The following is a 19,228-nucleotide window of genomic DNA, read 5'->3' on the forward strand; positions in this document are numbered from 1 at the left end:
GAACATACGATGATTTATGCAGGAATTGACTTAGGCGGTACGACGATTAAGGGCGCTTTGGTCACAGAAGCAGGAGAGATTTTATGTGAGAAGAGCATTCCTACCGGCGGAGAGCGGCCGCAGAGAGAAGTTGTCCAGGATATGGCCAATCTGGTGCTGGAGCTGGTAGAGGCTCAGGGGATGAATATCCAGGATATTGCATCGGTTGGCATTGGCTCTCCGGGAGCTATTGACCCGGTAGAAGGCAAGGTTATGTTTGCTGCTAATTTTGCTGACTTTAGGGATGTGCCGATGGTCAGCATTATGAAGGAAACGCTGCCGGTGCCGGTTTATTTAGAGAATGATGCGAATGTGGCTGCACTGGGTGAGGCTATGTTTGGCGCCGGAAACGGAAGCGCCAATGCAATTACAATTACACTGGGAACTGGTCTTGGCGGCGGCATCATCATCGATGGAAAAATTTTCTCCGGTGCCTTTTACGGCGGCGGCGAGATGGGGCATCAGGTGATTGTGGCAGATGGACTGCCCTGTACCTGCGGCCGTAAAGGCTGCTGGGAGGTATACAGCGCAGCAACGGCTCTGATCCGTATGGGACGGGAAAAATGCGTACAGCACCCGGATTCCAAGATGTATGAGCAGGTGAAGGGGGATCTGCGCGAGCTGAATGCAAAGCATGTATTTGATGCGGCAGATGCCGGAGATGTGTATGCAAAAGAAGCCATTCAGGAATACGCTCATTATCTGGCGATTGGTCTTGGCAATACGATCAATGTTTTCCAGCCGGAATATCTGATTATTGGCGGCGGCCCCAGTGCACAGGGAGATAAGCTGTTAAATCCGGTTAAGGAGGAGCTGAAGAAGGAAGTATTTGGTGGCGTAACCAAAACGCAGGTAGTGATTGCTAAGCTTGGCAATAAAGCAGGCGTCATTGGTGCTGCCATGTTGGGAAAAACAAGAGAAGCATAAGCTGTGATACATATTGCTGCAGTTGGCTGCGGCGGAGTATCCTGACGTAAGGCAAACAACCGGCCCTCAAATCGAATAAGGCAAATTCGGTTTGGGGGCGGCTTATTATCAGTATCTTCTTAAATAAAAATAAAAACTAATGAGGATAGGAATAGAAAATGTTACAACAGATTAGATTAGCACCAGGATATGTGTACGATATTATTTTGTTATTTATGATGAAGGTCAGCCCGGAGGAAGAATGGATTGCTCGGATCATTCCGCAGAAGAAAATGAAAGAGCTGTATCCGATGTACCAGGAAATTCTAAAAAAGATTCCGGAGATCGATCCTGCGCTTCGTGTGTTTTCTCTTGTGGAGGAAACCGTACAGGGGAAGTCAAAGCGGACGATGCATGTTTTGTGGGAATGCTGGAAGGAGCTTTGGCGTAAAAATCAAAAAAATTTTAATTTAAGTATTTTTGTGAAGGAAGTTTCCAATAGCAAATACCTGGTGGAAAAGCTATGGGGAGAATATTTCAGCGGCCGTTCTTCAAAAGCAACAGAAACGATTGCGGAAGAAGTGGAAAAGCTGAATTTGAGCGTTGATATGAAATTCCATCTGTTATGCTATTTATTGCAGCCAGAGGAGTATGGACAGAGACTGATTGAAGCAATCGAATTGATTGATCAGAGATACCGCTGGATCTATCGGCAGAAGCAGGCTGCTTTAATGGAGTGTATGGAGCGGATGGATCAGAAGGGATTAAATCAGAAGGTAGCGGCTGCTTTAGAGGAGCGTGAAGGCAGAAGGGTAGTGGATGTGTCGGCAGAGTATCTCTCGTTTTCTGCGATGAACCCCTATAGCCTGTATTATGGTGAAGAGAAAAAGCTCCTGCTGATTGGAGATGAATGGGATCAAAATCAGGACGGGAAAGTGCTGAGCAGTCAGAATGTACAGCAAATATGCGATGTGCTGGGCAGCAAGATAAAAAGAAATATTTTGCAGATGATTGCGCAAAAGGGAAAGATGGACTCGCTGCAGCTCAGCAAAGAATTAAGGCTTAAAGAAAATGTGAGCGGACGCTATTTAAGGGAGCTGTTTTTAACAGGACTTTTAAAAAGAGAAAAAGCAGGAAAAAGTTATGTCTATCGCATTCATGAGGCGCAGCTTAAGCAATATCTGTATCAGCTCTGGAATACGTTTGGCCAGAGCTGAGGGCAGAACGAGGAGGGGATAGGATATGGTATTAAATCTCCGCAAGGAACCAGGCGCTTTATTTGATCTAATATTTGTTTTTTCTGCTAAGCTTAATCCGGAAGAGAACTGGATGTATGATCTGGTATTGGGTCCTAAAGATAAAGAGTCTATGCGGCTTATTCGCAGGCAGCTTGCAAAAGCGCCCAAAATTCCGCAGGAACTGCAAATATTTGCGCATTTTAAAGAAAATACAAAGGAATCATTTCTGAATGTGCTGCGCAATCAGTATATTTTAAAAAGAAATATGGAGAGAGGCTCTGTAGCACGGTATAGGGAGCAGCTTTGCGCTGAAAATCTGCATCATGCCGTGTGGAGGTTTTATTTTGCCTGTGACTTTCCGGAATCAGAGATAGAGCGGGGAAAGATCATTGACAAGGCCTTTTATAAATGGGAGCTAAGATACCTGATGTTTTCTTATTTCTCCAGACCGGAAGAGTATCAGAAAAAACTGTTGAAGGCGTGGGATGAGGTGCAGGCTTATTATGATCTGATTTATCAAAAAAGAGCAGAGGATGTGATGGCCTGTCTGCAGCTTTTGGAGGAGAGAGACCTGCAGCTTATAGTTGCTAAGCTGACGCAGGGGCCGGTCGCCTTTGAAAGAGTTAAATGGGCATGGGTCTCTGTTTCGATTTTTAATCCGCATATGGTCTGGGTAGATGCTAAAGAGGGGACTCTGCTGTTAGGCTGGAGATATGAAAGGGAGAATCTGGAAAGTCTCAGTGTCTCAGATGAAAATGTATTGGCGTTTTTTGAGGTGATGGGAAGCCTGCAGAGGAGAAAAATACTTTTGTTTTTGACCAGAAGAGAGTGGGTGAGCACTAAAGAGGTGGTAGAAGAGCTGGGAATCCAAGAAGGGCCGACAGTGCGTCATCTGATGCAGATCCGCAAGATCAAATTATTGAAGACAAAGCGGCAGGGCCGGGAAAAGCTGTACCGCTTAGATAAGGAACAGTTCGGAAAGTATCTGGAACAAGCGGGAGAGCTCTTTGTGAAGCGCAAAAATGAAGATCTTGAAGATGAAGATTTTGGTCTGAAATGAAGGAGAGAAGCGAGGATTTTGATTCATTGAAAAACTAATGGTTTTTAAATTTTAATTTATTAAAAAATTAAAATAGAAAACCCTAAAATATCATAAAAACAGAGGCTAAAGCGATTTTACAGAAACAAAAAAGTTTGCTATCATATCGGTAAGGACGAAATGAGATTTAATATTACGTTTTAGTTGAGGAGGAGATTTCTGCGTATACATAAAAAATAAAACACGCAGAAAAGCTCCTCTTTTTCTATCTTTCGACCTTTATTTCAGCTATTGTTTTTGCGGCGTAAATGGTATATAATATCGAATAACACAGGTTAGAAAGGAGAGTGTCATGAACGGTCAGGAAAAAATGGCAGAAGTGCTTAGAAGCGTAGTCAGCCGGGTGCAGATCAATTATCCGATGAAAAGACTCACGACTATGCGTGTAGGAGGGCCTGCCGCCTATGTCGTGACGCCCTCAACTGCGGAGCAGGTCAAAGCGATTATTCAGCTTTGTCAGGAGAATGGCCTTAAATTTTTTATTATGGGCAAGGGCAGTAACATTTTAGCAAGTGACGAAGGATTTCAAGGGGTTATCATTAAATTAGAATCCGATTTTCAAAAGATACGATTTCAAAATAATATTATAGAAGCCGAGTGCGGCGCGTCCCTCTCTGCACTTGCCAAAAAGGCGGCAGATCGCGGATTAAGTGGTTTGGAATTTGCATCCGGTATTCCCGGCAGCTTGGGCGGCGCTATTTATATGAATGCAGGCGCATATGGCGGCGAAATGAAAGATATCATTCAAGAAGTCACTGTCATGGATACAACAGGAGCGATTCGGCATTTGGATAAAACGGAGCTCGCGCTGGGGTATCGCAGCAGCATTTTTCAGTCTAAATCATGGATTATACTGCGCGGCATCTTGCAGCTGGAGGAAGGCGATCCAGAAAGGATTAAATTAAAGATTAAAGAGCTGGCAGAAAAACGTGTGACAAAGCAGCCTTTAGATTTGCCGAGTGCTGGCAGCGTTTTTAAAAGACCAGAGGGATATTATGCCGCGGCTTTAATTGAGGAAGCAGGGCTGAAAGGGCATGCCGTAGGAGGAGCTATGGTATCGCCTAAGCATGCGGGATTTATTGTCAATACGGGCGAGGCCACCTGTGAGGATGTGCTCACATTGATTCGGCATATTCAGAAATGCGTGGAGGAAAGGTCAGGGGTACGGCTTGTACCGGAGGTTCGGTATTTAACGCCCAGAGGGCTGGATGTGATTCGATAAGGAGGGAATCTATGTCGTTCTCTTCCAAAGTAAAGGATGAGCTGGCAGATCATGTCAGCAAGGCGAGACATTGCAGAATAGCGGAGCTGGCGGCTATTTTAGCCGGATGTGCGAAAATCCGCTTTAGTCCTCCTGAGATTGAAGTCCAGAGCGAGAACGTCGCTGTGGTAAAAAAGGTTTTTATTTTGCTGCAAAAGATATTTGGAATCCAGCCGTCTGTTTCATACCGAAAAGGACGGAAAGGAAGCAAGGTGCAGCAATATGGGGTTTGCCTTCAGGAGCCGGCACAGGTTTGGCGCGTTTTAACGGATCTGTGTTTTCTAAAAGAAAAAGAGGGAGTCTTATCTTTTCAGACTTTTTTGCCGGAAGAAATGCTGCAAAGACTATGCTGTCACAAGGCATATATACGCGGTGCTTTCTTGGCGGGTGGCTCTATCAATGATCCGCAGAAAAATTATCATATTGAGTTTCTGCATGAAGAGAAGGCGCAGGCAGAGTTGCTGCAAAGGCTGCTGCGAAGCTTCGAAATTGAGTCCAGAATTTTAGAAAGAACTCGGCCAAGTAAAAAGATGGTCTATGTGCTGTATCTGAAAAACGGTGAGCAGATCGTAGATCTTTTATCGGTGATGAAAGCGCATGTGTCGCTGATGGAACTAGAGAATGTGAGAATTGTTAAGGATGTAAGGAATAAAATCAATCGTCAGGTAAACTGTGAAACTGCAAATCTGAATAAAACGATTGGAGCAGCGGTAAAACAGATTGAAGATATTCGGTATCTGATGGATCACGGTATGTTTCAGCAACTGCCGCCGGAGCTGCTAGAGATGGCACAGGTAAGGCTGGAAAATGAGGATCTTCCATTAAAAGAATTGGGAAGACTGCTAAATCCGCCGGTGAGTAAATCGGGGGTTAATCATAGACTGCGGCGCTTATCCGAAATGGCGCAGGAATTAAGAGAAAAAATTTAGAGGAGGGTATCATAGTGGAAAAAAAGGTTGTCATTACTCATTCGCAGGACCATGAATTTGAACTGGCGACAATGATCGTACAGCTAGCGAGCCGTTATCAGAGCAGAATTTCCATTTTGCTGGGAAATAAACGTGTGAATGCTAAAAGTATTATGGGTATGATGTCATTGGGCCTGATGGAAGAGGATGAGGTTACGATCATCGCAGAAGGAGACGATGAATCGGAAGCGATCGAATGCCTGACAAAGCTTCTGCATCAGTAAGGATATAAAAAAACGTTTTCGCATGATAGCGAAAACGTTTTTTTATGCCTTATAATACTTCTTTTAAAATACGTTCTGCATTGCCATAGGCAAATTTTTCGATGTTTGTCTGAGAAAAGCCGCGGCGCTGGAGCTCTTCGAAGATTTTATGAACATCTAATGGAGAAGCAACCTCTAGGCGGCCGCCGATGCCATCCCAGTCAGAGCCTAGGCCAACGGCCTCTATGCCGGCAACGTCGGCAATATGTTCAATATGGTCGCAAATGCGTGTAACGGTGCTTTCTGTACTGGTAACGCTTTCGCCGATAAATTCGGGAGCAAAGTTGATGCCGGTCATACCACCTTTTTCACCCAGTAAACGCAGCATATCGTCGGTTAGATTGCGCTGATGCGGGGTTAAGGAGCGAGCGTTGGAATGACTAGCGACGAATGGCTTTTTGGTGGTCTTTGCTACGTCATAAAATCCGCCGTCGGATAGGTGGGAGACATCAATAATCATACCCAGCTGGTTCATATGCTCGACTGCCTCAAAGCCAAAGGGCGTGAGGCCTTTTTTCATTTCTTCCGCATCGGAGGAATTAGGAAAGCCGAAGCAATTGGCGCTGTTCCAGGTAAAGGAAATTAAGCGATATCCAAGCTGATAGTAGGTTTCTAGCTTTTCATGACTGCCATCTACCATACGGCCATCCTCGAAGGTGAGAAAGGCGCTCATCAGCCCCTTGGACTGATTGGCAATATACTCTTCATAGCTGCGGGCAAAGGCAATCATATCGGAATGAGCTGCGATCTCATTCATGAGGCCATCATACAGCGCTTGGCGAAATGGCTCATCCTCTGATTCTGGCATTCGTGTGCGCGGCGGCATAAAGGTCGCAAAAAACTGGGCGGCGCATTCGCCCTGCTGCATGCGGACGAAGTCTACGCTATGCTGATTTTGATAAAGACCTTCTGAATTAGCTCCGGGACGATACATCAGCAAAGTATCGCAGTGAAAATCAATGTATTTCATAGAAACCCTCATTTCTGCGCTTTTTTATGCGCGATGTGTTGTATTGTGTGTTCTGCTTTGGCGATAAAGGAGGCTCAGAGATATGAATGGCCCAAAATATCTTGCCGCCTTTATTGTACCATGAAGGGGTGAGGAAGAACAAGGGAAAAGAAAAAACATTGTATAGAATATATAAAAAATACTTACTATAAAAGGGATATATAGTCGATATTGACAAATATGAGTGGCTGTGATATAGTAAAAACATAGAGATATTACAAATAGAGAGAAGGAGACGTATGATGAGAAAAATTTACTTGATGGGCATACTTATTGGATTATGTATGTTGATGCTAACAGCATGTCAAACGCAGGATAAAGTATATCACTGGGCAGTGCTGCAAAACGGCCGTCTGCCTCTTGAAGAAAAAAAGATTGAGCAAATAAATGAAAGACTTAAGGAATTAGGAGTCGAAGGACAAATAGAGTTTCATTTTATTAAAACAGAGGAATTAGTGACACCGGCAGTGCTGCAGCAAACCTATCAAGATTTGAATAGGAAGATGGATTTTGTATCGATTAGTCCGTCCTTAGTGGCCCTTTACAAAGAGGACTGGCAGGACAATTTCGTCGATCTAAGCGGGGCACTGCAGAGCGGTAAGCTGAAGGAATTTTATGAAATGCTTCCCGAGGCCGTTTGGAATGCGAATCGGATAGCGGGCGGGATATATTCCTTTTCCAATAGCAAACAGGTGCAGGAGCATGGGTTTGGTTTCTATCAGGATATGGTAGATCAAATAGGAGCAGCTAAGCTGCAAACGCTGCAGGCCGCCGAAGGACTTGAAGATGAAGAGGTTTGGAAAGCACTGTATGAAGCGAATGGGGAGCAACCCATTTGCGCATGGACAACCATTGACTGGAACGCTGCGCAGGGGACGCCGGAGAATCCTTATCCGCATGCTGTGCTGAAAAGGCTGGCGAATGGATGGCATGAGCATGAGTTTGCGATGCTCACAGATGATATAGGATTTAATTACGAAACAGGCGCATTTGAATGGCTGGGAGATAGCCCGGCATATATAGAGATCAAGGACAAAGTGATAGATTTCTATGAAAAAGGATATATCAGAGCGCATGATATTGCAAAGATCCGGGAGGTCGGCGAAGATAAAGAGATCGGCAGAATGGTCTATGGAATGCAGGAGCAAAAAGATGCATTTGCACTTTGGATTCCTTCTTATGAAACCATGCAGATCAGTGCAAGAGAAAATTATGCTTATATGTATTCTCTGGTGTATAAAAAGGCGCAGAAAGGCTGGGAGCAGATTCTGAATGCCATTGGCAAGGATGAACAAATCACGGGAATTCTTAATGATTATTATGATCTGACAGCAACCGCACTTTTGCAGAGCGAAGGCGCAGAGACGCAAGAGGATCGGTATGCCGCATTAAAAAGCATGTATGAAAAGGCAGAGCTTAGCGAGGTACAGAATTTTATTTTTAATCCGGCATCCGTACAGGATCTCTGGGAAGAATGCAATGGAAAGGCGGCTGTTCTGGGCGATATGAAGTTTAGGGAAGAGGCAGTTATTACCTTAGAGGATGGAACAGAAAAAACAGTAGAACAGATTTCTGTAAAAAAGATAAATCAATTTTGGAACTCATATAAGGAAATTCTTCAAGAGGCATCGATAAGAAAGCTTCTTATGGAGGTAAACCGGCAGTATCAGGAATGGACTCGAAAATAAAATAAAGGGGAGAGAATGCAAAGTTCTCTCCCCTGCTTGTTACAGAAAGAGAGGGAAATAAGTATGAGAAAATGGATATATATAATCATATTATCATTGTTGTTTTGGATGGCAGTCTTGGTTGGATGTAGTGAGAAAGATAAGACATATCATTGGGCAATTCTGCAAAATGGCAGGCGTCAGATGGATGAAGATCAGATGCAGCGTATCAATGAACGCTTGCAGGAGATGGGAATTGAAGGAAGGGTAGAGTTTCACTATGTTACAGTAGAAGGGCTTGTAACGCCAGAAGTGGTGGAACAGGCCTATAAGGACTTAGGGAAAAAGATGGATTTTGTATCGATTAGCCCATCATTAGTTGCCTTTACAAAGCAGGAATGGAAGGACACGTTTTTGGAGCTAAGTGAAGAGCTGAAAAACGGAGGCCTGCAAGGCTTTTATGAACGGATTCCGGAAGCGGTGTGGGAGGCGAATCAGATGGCAGGAGGACTTTATTCCTTTTCTTGGAGTAGTATGATTCGTCCGCATGGGTTTGGGTTTTGTGAGCAAACAGTAGAGCGGGTAGGAAAGGAAAATTTGCTTAAGCTTACGCAGGCGAGAGGAACAGAGGAGAAGAGTATTTGGAAGGAATTATACGAGAAAGGAGAGGATCAGCCGTTTTGCCAATGGACAGCAATTGATTGGGGATATCCAGAGTCAACAGCGGAGGTTCCATATGGAAGACAGACATTAGATAAGTTTACGAATGGCTGGAGAAGGCATTATTTTTGGATGATTATGGATGACATAGGGTATAACTATGAGACAGAAAAATTTGAATGGCTTGGAGAAAGTGAGACGTATGAAAAGCTTTACCAGGATGTAATTGAATTTTGTCAGAAAGGATATATCAGGGGAGTTAACATTGATCTTGTAATAGAATATGATGCAGATATAGAGACGGGACAGGTGTTCTTTGGATATGATAATCAGGTAGAAGAGAATAAAATATATCCCCCACTTAGTTTATGGGTACCGTCATGGGAGGAGGTACAGCTTGATCCAAGACCAGTGTATGGGTATGTATATTCGTTTGTATATAAAGAGGCTAGGGAGGGCTGGCAAGAGGTGCTGAATGCGATTGGAATGGATGAGGAGATCACAGAGATCATTAATAAAAAGGATGATATGACGCTGACACGAATACTGTATGAGCAACTGGATGAAGGTACGCCTATTCCGCCTCAGGTAGATGATATGTATGCATTTTTGGAGAAAGTATACAGCAAGAGAGAAAAAAGAGAGGTGACAGACTTCATTTTTAACCCGCTGCCGGTGCAAGAGATTTTAGAGGAATGTGAGCGAAAAGCGGGTATGTATACAAGTGCAAATTTTCGTAGAGATGAGCCTAATTTAACTTGGACAGAAAGAAAAATAGCGATAGAAAAAGTAGAGGACTTCTGGCAGAAATATCAGGAGCTGATGAAGGATAGTCCGATTCGTGAGGTGGTGGAGGAAGTGAACCGGCAATATCAAGAGTGGATTCAAAAATAAAAGAATATGAAAATGAAAAGATAAGGCAATTCTTAGAGACTAGTTTACAATGTTAGAATCATTTTATCTAACGGAGGTATATTGTGTATAAACGGTATTATTTTTTATTGATTTGTATGTTGATAACAAGTATTTTATTATGTGCTTGTCAAAAAGAAGAAGTGCCAGTGCAAAAGTCTACAGAAATACCAACAGAAGAACTGAATATTTTTATTTTAGGCGATGCATTTACAGTGTTCTATGCATCTGAAAATAAAAAGGAAGTAATTTATACAACATATATGAATTTGGGAGAATATGAGTCTACTATTTGTTACGGGGAAGAGGGCTTTCTCTTTTATGATGCATTTAATCAATATCAGCAACAAAACGGGATCCGTCTAAATCTACATTGGTATCAATATCCAGATGAATTAGAAAAAGCACTTTTAACAATGGATAAAGAAGAATTGCCCGATATTATTATTACAAACTATAGCACGACTGGAGACTTTTATCAGTATATGAAACAAGGTTTCTTTTATGATATTACTTCTTATACTGAGGCAGAGGAATTGTATACAAGTGATGAGTATTATAATTTGGTATTAGAGGCAGGGCGGTTGAATGGGAAACAATATATTTTGCCAATTCTTTTTAATATTGATACACTTATGGGCTGTGAGAAAAATTGGAATATATTAGAGCTAAATGAAAAAACAGCAGAGAGTCATGAACAATTGATGAATGTTGTGTTGCAGGCTCAGCGAGAACGACAATTACAAGAAGTAATTGGGCAATGGATTGCATATACGGCATATTATACACCTTATGCATTATATGATGCAGCGGGAGAAAGATGGATTGATTATGAAAAGGAAAATGTAAGCCTGAATAAACAACGGTTTTATCAGATGGCAGAGTTTTATAGAAATTTTTTACAAGAGCAATTTGGCGAAGTACAGATTGGACAGGATTTATTATGGGAGAAGACAAAACATATGGAGGCGAGAAAAGCAACTGAAAAATATATGGAGGAGTATATAGATAATAAAGGATGTATTATAGAAGGGGGCGGCGCTTTTCAGGGATTTATTCATAATGCGGCGGCGCAAGCATGGTACTATGAAAGTAGATACCAAGATATGGGAGAAGAGTTCAGACTAATGGCAATACCGGGAGCTGCTCAAGGGACGACGGCACATGTCTCCTGCTTTGGCGGTGTGTTAAGTACATCTAAACATCCGGAAGAGGCATACAATTTCTTGCGCTATCTAATGGATACAGAGATTTTTTGTGGTTTTGGCATTTCTGTTAATAAAGAAAATGTATCTAAGATGTTAGCGAATTTAAGTAAGTTAGAATATGAATTAAGATATGGATGTCAGCCCTTGAAAGAGGATGGAACTCCTTATACAGGGGATGGGGATTATATTATTCATCCAATGACTAAAGAGACTAAAGAAAGTCTAGAAAAGATGCTCGAAAATATAACAAGCGTATCACTGCCAGATTGGCCAGTATATGAAATTCTACGGAAACAATTGGAGAAATATGGAAAAGGAGAAATATCTGTTGAAATAGCGTATGAAACGGCTTATCATCAGCTTGAAAATTATTTAAAAGAAAGGAAGTAAAATGAAGAAAGTTAAATATATAGTTGTATTATTTTTTTTCTTATATATGATAACCTTACTGGGATGCAGTGAGAAAGATAAGGTATATCACTGGGCGATTCTGCAAAACGGCAGGCGCCAGATGGATGAAGACCAGATGCAGCGTATCAATGAGCGCTTGCAGGAGATGGGAATTGAAGGAAGGATAGAGTTTCACTATGTTACAGTAGAAGGGCTTGTAACGCCGGAAGTAGTGGAACAGGCCTATAAAGATTTAGGAAGAAAGATGGATTTTGTATCGATTAGTCCATCGTTAGTGGCTTTTACAAAGCAGGAATGGAAGGACACGTTTTTGGAGCTGAGTGAAGAGCTGAAAAACGGAGGCCTGCAAGGCTTTTATGAACGGATTCCGGAAGCGGTGTGGGAGGCGAATCAGATGGCAGGAGGACTTTATTCCTTTTCTTGGAGTAGTATGATTCGTCCGCATGGATTTGGATTTTGTGAGCAAACAATAGAGCGGGTAGGAAAGGAAAATCTACTTAAGCTTACAGAGGCAAATGGAACCAAGGATGAAGAAATCTGGAAGGAACTATATGAGGCAAATGGGGAACAGGCAATCTGTTTATGGACGGGAATGGACTGGGGACATCCAGAGCCGACAGCAGAGATTCCGTATGGAAGGCAGACTTTAGATAAGTTTACGAATGGGTGGAGAAGGCATTATTTTTGGATGATCATGGATGATGTAGGATATAATTATGAAACAGAGAGATTTGAATGGCTGGGAGAGAGTGAGACATATCAAGATCTGTATCATGGAGTTGTGGAATTTTATAAGAAGGGTTATATCAGAAACATCAATATTGATACGGTGATAGAATATGATGCAGATATTGATGCCGGACAGGTGTTCTTTGGATATGATAATCAGGTAGAAGAAAATAATATTAGTCGATGGATATTATGGGTACCGTCATGGGAGAAGGTACAGCTTGATCCAAGACCAGTATATGGATATGTATATTCATTTGTATATAAAGAGGCTAGGGAGGGCTGGCAAGAGGTGCTGAATGCGATTGGAATGGATGAGGAGATCACAGAGATCATTAATAAAAAGGATGATATGACGCTGACACGAATACTGTATGAGCAACTGGACGAAGGTACTCCTGTTCCGCCTCAGGTAGATGATATGTATACATTCCTTGAGGAAATATACAGTAAGAGAGAAAAAAGAGCGGTAACGGATTTCATTTTTAATCCGCTGCCGATACAGGATATTCTGAGAGAATGCGAGCGAAGAGCAAGCGCATATGCTAGTACAGATTTTTACAATGAAGATGCAAAAGGCTGGTCAGAAAGAAAAATAGTGATAGAAAAAGTAGAAGATTTCTGGCAGAACTATCAAGATTTGATGAAGGATAGTCCGATCCATGAGGTAGTGGAGGAAGTAAACCGGCAATATCAGGAGTGGATTCAAAAATAAATACTATATAAAAATAGAATAAAGGTAAAATAGAGGTTGACAAAAATAAAATAAAATGATATATTTAAATCAACAAAAAATTTAGAACGGAATGGGTTGGAGGTGAGTCCGATGTTCCTATAAGAATCTGGATAGATAACAAAGGCCTAAAAATTAAAATAAAAAGGAGAAAACGAAATGAAAAAGAAGTTTTTTGCAGGAATTTTAGTTGCGGCGATGTTATTGGTTAGTATAGGGGCATTGGCAAAAACAAATAGTGATACAGTTCCCTTTGATGGAGGGGGATATGGTGTAATTACAATTGGGATTTCAGAGCAAGGATATAGTGCATGGGCAGAAACTGTATCCTACAGTGCCAATAATGAGGTGCTTAGTACACGTGTAAAAGGATATGGTACAAGTGTGAAGGACGCTACAGGACATAGTGATGCAGCAGTAACAGGAAATTTTACATCAGCAGAGTCATGGCATGCATTTTTTGGTCGATCAAGCTGTAACATGTATATATACCGATAAAGAATAATATGGTATAAGGGGGGAGAGAATGCAGAGTTCTCTCCCCTGTTTGCTATAGAAAGAGGGAAAATAGGTATGAGAAAATGGATGTATATAATCATATTATCATTGTTGTTTTGTATGGCAGTCCTGATTGGATGCAGTGAGAAAGATAAGGTATATCACTGGGCGATTCTGCAAAACGGCAGGCGTCAGATGGATGAAGGTCAGATGCAGCGTATCAATGAACGCTTGCAGGAGATGGGAATTGAAGGGAGAGTAGAGTTTCACTATGTTACAGTAGAAGGGCTTGTAACGCCGGAAGTAGTGGAGCAGGCCTATAAGGACTTAGGGAAAAAGATGGATTTTGTATCGATTAGTCCATCGTTAGTAGCTTTTACAAAGCAGGAGTGGCAGGACACGTTTCTGGAGCTGAGTGAAGATCTGAAAAACGGAGGTCTGCAAGGTTTTTACGAGCGGATTCCGGAAGTAGTGTGGGAGGCGAATCAGATGGCAGGAGGGATCTATTCATTCTCTTGGGCAAATGAAATTCGCCCACATGGGTTTGGATTTTGTGAGCAAACAATAGAGCGGGTAGGAAAGGAAAATCTACTTAAGCTTACGCAGGCGAGAGGAACAGAGGAGAAGAGTATTTGGAAGGAGTTATATGAGAAAAGCGGGGAACAGCCGTTTTGTCAATGGACAGGAATTGATTGGGGGAGGCCATCGCCGACAACAGAACGTCCTTATGATAGGACAACATTGGATAATATTACGAATGGTTGGAGAAGGCATTATTTTTGGATGATCATGGATGACATAGGGTATAACTATGAGACAGAAAAATTTGAATGGCTTGGAGAAAGCGAGATGTATGAAAGGCTTTACCGAGATGTAATTGAGCTTTATCAAAAGGGATACACTAGGAGAATTAACATTGATCTTGTAATAGAATATGAGGTAGATATAGAGGTTGGGCAGGTTTTTTTTGGTTATGATAATCAGATAGAGGAAAGACATACAGAAAATTCTAGTTATCGTTTATGGGTACCGTCATGGGAGGAAATACAGCTTGATCCAAGATCAGCATACGGGTACGTATATTCATTTGTATATAAAGAGGCTAGGGAGGGCTGGCAGGAGGTGCTGAATGCGATTGGAATGGATGAGGAGATCACAGAGATCATTAATAAAAAGGATGATATGACATTGACACGGATACTGTATGAACAACTGGATGAAGGGACGTCTGTTCCACCTAAGGTAGATGATATGTATGCATTTTTAGAGGAGGTATATAGCAAACGAGAAAAGAAAGAGGTGACAGACTTCATTTTTAATCCACTACCGGTGCAAGAGATTTTAGAAGAATGTGAACGAAGAGCGGATATGTATGCGAGCACAAATTTTTGTAGAGATGAGCCTAATTTAACTTGGTCAGAAAGAAAAATAGTGATAGAAAAAGTAGAAGATTTCTGGCAGAACTATCAAGATTTGATGAAGGATAGTCCGATCCATGAGGTGGTGGAGGAAGTGAACCGGCAATATCAGGAGTGGATTCAAAACTGATAGATTTAGGGATAGAGAAGGAGGATAGAGTATGAGAAAATTAGTGATTGGCCTGTTGATGCTAAGCCTGCTGCTGGGATGCCAAAAAACGCAGACATCGCGGCGGACAGTAGAGGATTCCGTAGAAAAGCTGGATATTTATATTTTGGGTGATGCAACTACAGAGCATATTGTGTCAGAGAATAAAACGAATGTATTTTATACAACGCTGATGCGCATAGGGGAGTATTGTTCGGCGGCATGCTATGGAGAGCAGGGCTTTCTTTTCTATGATGTTTTTCGGCAATACGAGGAGCAAACGGGCATACAGCTGGAGCTGCATTGGTACCGCTATCCGGATGAGCTAGAGAGTGCGCTTGCAAGTGCGGGGAAAAATGAACTGCCGGATTTGATCATTACTAATTATACATCGACGGCAGATTTCTATCGGTATATGAAGCAGGGGATTTTTTGCGATTTAACGCCCTATACAGAAGAGGAGGAGCTGTATACACAGCAGAAATATTATAATCCGGTGCTGGAGGCAGGGCGTTTAGAAGGAAAGCAGTATATCCTGCCAATCATTTTTAACATCGATACTGTGATGGGAAATGCAGATAACTGGCAGAGACTGGGTCTTCGCTTTGAAAGCATACAAACGCATGAGGAATTTATGAATCTTTTGCTGCAAGCGCAGCAGGAAAAACAACTGCCGGAAACGGCGGGGCAGTTCCTGACGGAAATTGCGCTGTATACGCCGTACGTGCTATATGATAGTGCGGGAGAAACATGGATTGATTATGAGACAGGCGAGGTGCATCTGGATCAGTCTCAATTTGTCCAGATGGCGGAATTCTACCGCAATTTTCTGCTGGAGCAATTTGATGAAGTAAAAAGCGGTGAAAAATTGTCATGGGCCAAAACGCGGCATCTGGAGGTCATGCAGATGATTGCAGGACATACGGAAGACTATCTGGACGATAAGGGATGTATTGTAGAGGGCGGCGGCGCCTTTCAAAGTGCACTGCATAGCGCGGCAGCACAGGCGTGGTATTATGAAAGTCGTTATCAGGATATGGGGAGAACCTTTGCGGTAGAGGCCATACCGGGAAAAGATCAAGGCGTAACAGCGCATGTATCCTACTTTGGAGGAGTATTGAGTACAAGCGAATATCCGCGGGCTGCATATGATTTTTTGCGGTATTTGATGGACGCAGAATTCTTTTGCGGATTTGGTCTGTCTGTCAACAAGGATAACACAGCCAACATGTTGAAGGAATTAACAGAGCTCGAATATGAGCTGCGGTACGGTTTGCAGGCTGTGAAGGAGGATGGAACGCCTTATAAGAGTGATGATGATTATACAGTGCATCCGATGTCAGAGCAGACAAAGGAAAAGCTAGAAGCAATGCTGGAGAGAATCAGCAGCGTATCTCTGCCGGACTGGCCGGTGTATGAAATTCTTTGGAAGCAGCTGGAGAGCTATGGAAAAGGGGAGATATCTGTAGAAGCAGCGTATGAAGCCGCCTGTCAACAGCTCGAGGAGTATCTAAAGCTTATCTGATGCCAAATGGGAAAAAACAGTTTAGAATCAAACTTTCCTAGAAAAGAAGCATCAGACATGCTATACTATCTATATTAAACTAAGGAATCGAAACTAAAAAGGAGGAGCTCTCATGACGTTTGATCAGACTATTGTTAAGGGCCATGCAAAGTTTAAGGTATTATACCGGCTTTGTATGGCGCAGCAATGAAATTATGAATTAAAGGCCATAGCACGACTATGATATTTTAAGCTTTGCTTCTTAATGTGACGGAAGAATCAGAGAGGAGCAAACCGATGAAATATATCAATGCGGAAACAATTTTACCAAAGGATCTCATTCAGAGGATCCAAACCTTTGTAGCCGGCGGCTATGTATATATCCCGGCGCCCGAACAGAAAAAGGCGTGGGGCACCAACACCGGCATCCGAAGGGAGCTGCAGGAGCGTAATGAAGAGATTCGCAGCCAATATGAGCGCGGACAGCAGATTCGAGAGCTTTCCCAGCAATATTGCCTGTGCGAATCCAGCATTTATAAAATCATCCGCGGAAAATCAGATTAGATTTGAAATCGCCATAGCTTGCCGTAAAACAGACGGAGGCCATGGCGATTTGTTTTTGGAAAAATAGAGCCAGAAATGAGAATTCCCGTGAAGAAGAGAGGAAAGTCTGCTATACTCATTGTGAAAGGAAATAAGGTATGAGTATTTTAGAGATTGAACATTTAAGCCATGAATATGGCGATCACATATTATATCAAGATGCCGCGCTGCGCCTCAATGCTGGTGAGCACATGGGCATCACAGGCATGAACGGAGCCGGCAAAAGCACGCTGTTTAGGATCATTATGGGAATGGTCGTGCCCGATGAGGGACGGATCTGGATCTCACCGCGCCACAGCATCGGATATCTCGATCAATATGCGGAAATAGACCGGGAAAGCAGCATCCGAGCCTATCTGCTGAGCGCGCATGCCGAGCTTTTTAAGCAGGAGCAGCAGATGCTCAGCCTCTACGAGCGGGGCGGACAGGATCCGCGGCAGCTGCAAAAAGCAGCACGCATCCAGGAGCATCTGGAGCAGGAAGGCTTTTATGAAATTGAGTATCAAATGGAACGGGTAGCCGGCGGCCTCGGCCTAAAGGAAATCGGCAGCGACGGACTGGAAACGCCTATTGAAAACCTGAGCGGTGGCCAGCGGGCCAAGGTCATCCTAGCCAAGCTGCTGCTAGAGGCCCCCGATATTCTGCTCATGGACGAGCCCACCAACTTTTTAGACGCAGCGCAGGTCGAGTGGCTGGTCAGCTTCTTGCAGCAATACGTCGGCGCGTTCATGGTCATTTCACATCAGCATGACTTTCTGGAGCGCATCACCACCTGTATCAGCGATCTCGAATTCAACAAGGTCACGACCTATCGCGGGAGCTTTTCTGCCGCCATGCGGCAAAAGGAATTTAAGCGTGAGGAGCAGCTGAGGCTGTATCATAGTCAGCAGAGGGAGATTCATAAGCTGGAGGATTACATTGCCCGCAACAAGGTGCGGGCTTCGACGGCGGCTATGGCGAGGAGCCGTGAGAAGGCGCTGGCGCGGATTGAGCGTATCTCTGCGCCGCAGCATCTGGCGGAGCCGCAGTTTGTGTTTCCGCAGATTGTATTGTCGGAGCAGGTGATTTTGGAGGCGGAAGAGCTGCAGATTGGATACGACCGGGTGCTTCTGCCGCCGATTACGTTTAAGATGCATACGGCTGATAAGCTGGTGATCCGCGGCTTTAACGGCGTGGGCAAGACGACCCTCTTGAAGACGCTGATGGGGCAGCTGCCGAAGCTGGGCGGTGCGTTTTATCTGTCGCATCGGGGTACAATTTCTTATTATGAGCAGGACCTTGCGTGGGACGACCCGCAAGCTACGCCGCTTGCCTATTTGGCGGCCGTGTATCCGAAGCTGCAGCCGAAGGAGCTTCGCGGGGCGCTGTCGCGCTGCGGCGTGAAGCAGGATCATATGGTGCAGGCGCTGGGGACGCTGAGCGGCGGAGAGCAGTCGAAGGTAAAGCTGGCGCAGCTGAGCCTTAAAAAAAGTCATTTATTGATTTTGGATGAGCCGACCAATCATTTGGACCAGAATGCCAAGCGGGCGCTGGTGCGGGCGATTCAGGCCTATGAGGGCGCGGTGATCATGGTTTCGCATGAGGATCGGTTTTATGAGGAAATCACAGATCGAATTATTGAGCTTGGAGGAATGTAAGGTGAAGAGTGTAGTACAGAAAAATAAACAGGACTGGCTATGGTCAGGACGATGTGACTGAGTGTTTTCTACTGGGGCTGGCTGAAAATTAAAAAATGGTGGAAGGATTTCTACCACATATGGAGCACTGATGAGAGATGGCGGAAATTTTCCGCCATCTCTTGTTTTAGGAGACTTGCCTAACGGAGAGATTTTCGCTATTTTATAAGCGTTCCGCTATACACGGTGGAAAAAGTTCAGCTATATGGCCGAGTTCCGCCAGTGGCGACTGAAGCGGCAAGATGGCCAGTTAGCGCGCGAAAAAATAGAGAAATTAA

Annotated in this window: 16 protein-coding genes; 15 read left to right on the plus strand and 1 reads right to left on the minus strand. The window is 43.5% G+C overall.

The annotated features are described in order from the left end of the window. Window positions 1-9: 9 nt before the first annotated feature. The 6 genes from HFE64_01995 to HFE64_02020 all read left to right on the plus strand — a co-directional run bounded on the left by HFE64_01995 (window position 10) and on the right by HFE64_02020 (window position 5,735). Window positions 10-966, plus strand: coding sequence for an ROK family protein (locus HFE64_01995; GenBank protein MCI8632240.1), 957 nt, complete (start codon window positions 10-12; stop codon window positions 964-966). Between the two features lie 158 nt (window positions 967-1,124). Then, entirely contained in the window at window positions 1,125-2,162 is a 1,038-nt protein-coding gene (locus HFE64_02000; protein MCI8632241.1) for a helix-turn-helix transcriptional regulator, read from the plus strand. Window positions 2,163-2,187: 25 nt separating this feature from the next. Further along, window positions 2,188-3,243 (plus strand): winged helix-turn-helix transcriptional regulator, encoded by a 1,056-nt coding sequence (locus tag HFE64_02005; GenBank protein ID MCI8632242.1) that lies wholly within the window; start codon window positions 2,188-2,190, stop codon window positions 3,241-3,243. A gap of 331 nt (window positions 3,244-3,574) precedes the next feature. Next, window positions 3,575-4,504 carry a UDP-N-acetylmuramate dehydrogenase gene (murB, locus tag HFE64_02010; protein ID MCI8632243.1) on the plus strand — a complete coding sequence of 310 codons (930 nt, stop codon included), beginning with the start codon at window positions 3,575-3,577 and terminating at the stop codon, window positions 4,502-4,504. 11 nt (window positions 4,505-4,515) lie between these two features. Beyond that, on the plus strand, window positions 4,516-5,472 hold the full coding sequence (whiA, locus tag HFE64_02015) for a DNA-binding protein WhiA (GenBank protein ID MCI8632244.1): 957 nt from the start codon (window positions 4,516-4,518) through the stop codon (window positions 5,470-5,472). A gap of 11 nt (window positions 5,473-5,483) precedes the next feature. Beyond that, a complete protein-coding gene (locus HFE64_02020; GenBank protein ID MCI8632245.1) occupies window positions 5,484-5,735 on the plus strand; it encodes an HPr family phosphocarrier protein in 252 nt (83 codons plus the stop codon). Window positions 5,736-5,784: 49 nt separating this feature from the next. Here the strand turns inward: HFE64_02020 and HFE64_02025 are convergent, their stop codons facing one another. Then, window positions 5,785-6,744 (minus strand): membrane dipeptidase, encoded by a 960-nt coding sequence (locus HFE64_02025; GenBank protein ID MCI8632246.1) that lies wholly within the window; start codon window positions 6,742-6,744, stop codon window positions 5,785-5,787. A gap of 281 nt (window positions 6,745-7,025) precedes the next feature. Here HFE64_02025 and HFE64_02030 point away from each other — a divergent pair, with 281 nt between their 5' ends. The 9 genes from HFE64_02030 to HFE64_02070 all read left to right on the plus strand — a co-directional run bounded on the left by HFE64_02030 (window position 7,026) and on the right by HFE64_02070 (window position 18,911). After that, complete coding sequence (locus tag HFE64_02030) at window positions 7,026-8,471, plus strand: hypothetical protein (protein ID MCI8632247.1); 1,446 nt, start codon at window positions 7,026-7,028, stop codon at window positions 8,469-8,471. Window positions 8,472-8,534: 63 nt separating this feature from the next. Then, on the plus strand, window positions 8,535-10,004 hold the full coding sequence (locus HFE64_02035; protein ID MCI8632248.1) for a hypothetical protein: 1,470 nt from the start codon (window positions 8,535-8,537) through the stop codon (window positions 10,002-10,004). An 83-nt stretch (window positions 10,005-10,087) separates the two neighbouring features. Next, on the plus strand, window positions 10,088-11,620 hold the full coding sequence (locus HFE64_02040) for an extracellular solute-binding protein (GenBank protein ID MCI8632249.1): 1,533 nt from the start codon (window positions 10,088-10,090) through the stop codon (window positions 11,618-11,620). A gap of 1 nt (window position 11,621) precedes the next feature. After that, complete coding sequence (locus HFE64_02045) at window positions 11,622-13,085, plus strand: hypothetical protein (protein ID MCI8632250.1); 1,464 nt, start codon at window positions 11,622-11,624, stop codon at window positions 13,083-13,085. A gap of 177 nt (window positions 13,086-13,262) precedes the next feature. Further along, window positions 13,263-13,601 (plus strand): hypothetical protein, encoded by a 339-nt coding sequence (locus HFE64_02050; GenBank protein MCI8632251.1) that lies wholly within the window; start codon window positions 13,263-13,265, stop codon window positions 13,599-13,601. Window positions 13,602-13,721: 120 nt separating this feature from the next. Continuing rightward, complete coding sequence (locus HFE64_02055) at window positions 13,722-15,149, plus strand: hypothetical protein (GenBank protein MCI8632252.1); 1,428 nt, start codon at window positions 13,722-13,724, stop codon at window positions 15,147-15,149. A gap of 31 nt (window positions 15,150-15,180) precedes the next feature. Then, window positions 15,181-16,692: a carbohydrate ABC transporter substrate-binding protein gene (locus HFE64_02060; GenBank protein MCI8632253.1), complete on the plus strand. Its 1,512-nt coding sequence runs from the start codon at window positions 15,181-15,183 to the stop codon at window positions 16,690-16,692. A gap of 276 nt (window positions 16,693-16,968) precedes the next feature. Continuing rightward, on the plus strand, window positions 16,969-17,235 hold the full coding sequence (locus HFE64_02065) for a hypothetical protein (protein ID MCI8632254.1): 267 nt from the start codon (window positions 16,969-16,971) through the stop codon (window positions 17,233-17,235). Window positions 17,236-17,372: 137 nt separating this feature from the next. Next, on the plus strand, window positions 17,373-18,911 hold the full coding sequence (locus HFE64_02070; GenBank protein ID MCI8632255.1) for an ABC-F family ATP-binding cassette domain-containing protein: 1,539 nt from the start codon (window positions 17,373-17,375) through the stop codon (window positions 18,909-18,911). Window positions 18,912-19,228: the final 317 nt, after the last annotated feature.

This window comes from Lachnospiraceae bacterium (genome assembly GCA_022794035.1).
Classification (GTDB): domain Bacteria; phylum Bacillota; class Clostridia; order Lachnospirales; family Bianqueaceae; genus CALWPV01.